The organism is Candidatus Melainabacteria bacterium RIFOXYA2_FULL_32_9 (assembly GCA_001784615.1).
Lineage (GTDB): Bacteria > Cyanobacteriota > Vampirovibrionia > Gastranaerophilales > UBA9579 > UBA9579.
Window position 1 is genome coordinate 1 of the sequence record MFRQ01000010.1, and the last position, 2,702, is coordinate 2,702.

The 2,702-nt window shown below is 31.3% G+C and carries 2 protein-coding genes; both read left to right on the forward strand.

The window, feature by feature from the left end; all coding sequences use genetic code 11:
• On the forward strand, positions 1 to 618 hold a 618-nt coding region (locus tag A2255_04315), incomplete at its 5' end, for a metal-dependent hydrolase (GenBank protein ID OGI23372.1).
• A gap of 627 nt (positions 619 to 1,245) precedes the next feature.
• Positions 1,246 to 2,610 carry a hypothetical protein gene (locus tag A2255_04320; GenBank protein ID OGI23373.1) on the forward strand — a complete coding sequence of 455 codons (1,365 nt, stop codon included), beginning with the start codon at positions 1,246 to 1,248 and terminating at the stop codon, positions 2,608 to 2,610.
• Positions 2,611 to 2,702 lie beyond the last annotated feature (92 nt).

Genomic DNA, 2,702 nt, shown 5'->3' on the forward strand with positions numbered 1-2,702 from the left:
GTGGAAAGAGATGGTGCAGTGTCTGTGCTTGCTCCAGATGAACTCTCTGTGCCAGAAATTGAGCAGGTAATTGCCAGCAAAAAATACTGGATACATAAACAAAAAGCAGAACTGGAGTTACTTAACTTATCAAAAGTTGAAAGAGAATTTGTAAGTGGTGAAAGCTTCCTGTATCTTGGCAGACCATACACATTAAAAGTGGTTGAAGACCTTGATGTACCTCTAAAACTGTATCAGGGATATTTACACCTTAGAAAATCTGATATAAAAAGAGGGACAGAGCTATTTAAAGAGTTTTACAAGACAAAAGGTACAACTAAGATAATTGAAAGAATTAATCTTTATAAAGATATGATAGGGGTTAATCCAAAGAATATTAGAATTATGGAGCTTAAAAGCAGATGGGCATCTTGCTCTGAGAGGTCTTTAAACTTTAACTGGAAAGTAATGATGGCTCCATTAACTATTATTGACTATATTGTAGTGCATGAATTAACACATTTTATCCACCCAAATCACACTGAAGCCTTCTGGAATTCAGTAGATAAAGTGCTGCCTGATTATTGGGAAAGAAAAAACTGGCTAAAAGATAATGGTGCCAGTCTTGATCTGGCATGAAATCTTGAAACTAGAATTATTATAGTTTTCTATATGATAATGCTTTGCTTCAACTTTTCAACAAACAGCTATAATCCAATAGTGGGTTAATAAATCCTGTAGAAGCATACTTCAACTGTTTTCAGCAAGGATAAACTCTAACTATTAGGTTTTGTTGGGATATGTTGGTTTTTAATTTTACAGACTTTTAGGGTAATAATAAGCTTTTTTACAGATTGTTGAACTGTTGAAATAATTTACACCAGTAGTTTTAAATGCTAAAAAAATGTTGCAAAAATGTTGCAGATTTCTATAAAAATCAGTAAAAATTGGTTAAAATATATAAAAAAGCATAAAAATGCACAAAGCTGGAAATATTATTACAATTGAGTTTTTAGAATGACAGCTTCTAAAAGCCTTATGAGGTAAAACCTGCTAATATATGCAACTTTGAGAAGCTCATTTTTGTTGATTTCTACTTGTACTTTTAAATATACTACTTTAATAGAATAAAAAATATTACCCTATTGTAACAGATAAAATTAGTATAGTATCAAATTTGATACGTAGTTTTTAGATATTTTGCTGTACTCTTATTTTTACTGTAAAATTCTAATAAGTTAGATCTGGATTAGGATTGAGTGGAAAATGAAATTCCAGCTTAGAGATATTTTAGAAATTACAGGCGGAGAATTGCTATTACAAACTAATACCTCCGGTAGCTTTACAGTTTCTGCAGATACCAGGACAGTTTCCCCTGAAGAGATTTTTTTACCGTTAGTTGGCGCTAAATTTGACGGGCATGATTTTATAAAAACAGCTTTAGATAGAGGATGTAGAGGATATTTTATAGATAAAAATCATAAAAATATTGTTGACTCTCACGCAGGTGCTGCAAAATTTGTAATAGGAGTAGATAATACTTTAGAGTCTTATCTTAAACTAGCAAATGCCAATAGGCGCAGGATAAACCCAATTGTGATTGCTGTAACAGGCAGCTCAGGTAAGACTACCACAAAAGAAATGATTTTTTCCGTATTATCGCAGCAATATAAGACGCATAAGTCAAAATTAAATCATAATAACGAAATAGGACTATGTCAGACTTTGCTTAATATGCCTGATGATACTGAATTTCTAGTGATAGAAATGGGAATGAGGGGACTTGGAGAAATAGAGCTTTTATCTAAATACGCTCAACCCGATATGGCTGTAATAACAAATATAGGAACAGCTCATATTGGCAGACTCGGCAGTATGGAAAATATAGCTAAGGCAAAATGTGAAATTGTTAAATATTTAAATGAAGAAGGCGTTTTAATTTCTTATAATGATGAACTGGTTGGAAAAACTCTTTCCTGGAATGGGAAAGCAATATATTATGGCCTTACAAATAACGTGGAAATAATTAAGTCTGATTTTAATGCTTCTCAATTTGTTTATAAGAATAATACTTACGAATTAAACGTTTCTGGTGAGTATAACATTACTAACGCTTTAGCTGCAATTGAAATAGGCAAATTAACAGGAGTTTCTTCAGATAATATAGCTAAAGGTTTAGCTCAATATAAGCCTATTGAAAACAGATGGCAGATTCTTGAACTTATAAATAATATAAAAATAATAAATGATAGCTATAATGCTAATCCTGATTCAATGAAAGCATCTATTGATGCCACGATAAGTTCTTATAAAAATTCTAAAATCGTTTTAGTTTTAGGTGATATGGCTGAACTGGGAGAGCATGAAGATAATCTTCATAGAGAAATAGGCATATTTTTAAATGATAAAAAGGTCTTTGAAGTTATTGCAGTTGGTGAGAAGGCTAAATTGATAACTAAGACTATAGAAAATCAGGAAATAAAAATTAAATCTTTCAGTAAAAATGATGAAGTTGTAGAATATTTAATTGATAATATAGAATCAAATTCTGTAGTGTTACTAAAAGCTTCAAGATGCATGTCTTTTGAAAATATTGCGGAAGGATTGCAAAAAATTGGAATGGATACATAAGAAAGCAGGTAGCTAATGACGTTAGTTTACGTAGCAGCTTTAATATCATTATTACTAACTCTAATAGTTGGTGTGCCTTACCTGGATTTTTT

Excerpts from the sequence above, each read along its gene's own strand:
- A2255_04320 (OGI23373.1), top strand. The coding sequence starts at position 1,246 with ATGAAATTCCAGCTTAGAGATATTTTAGAAATTACAGGCGGAGAATTG.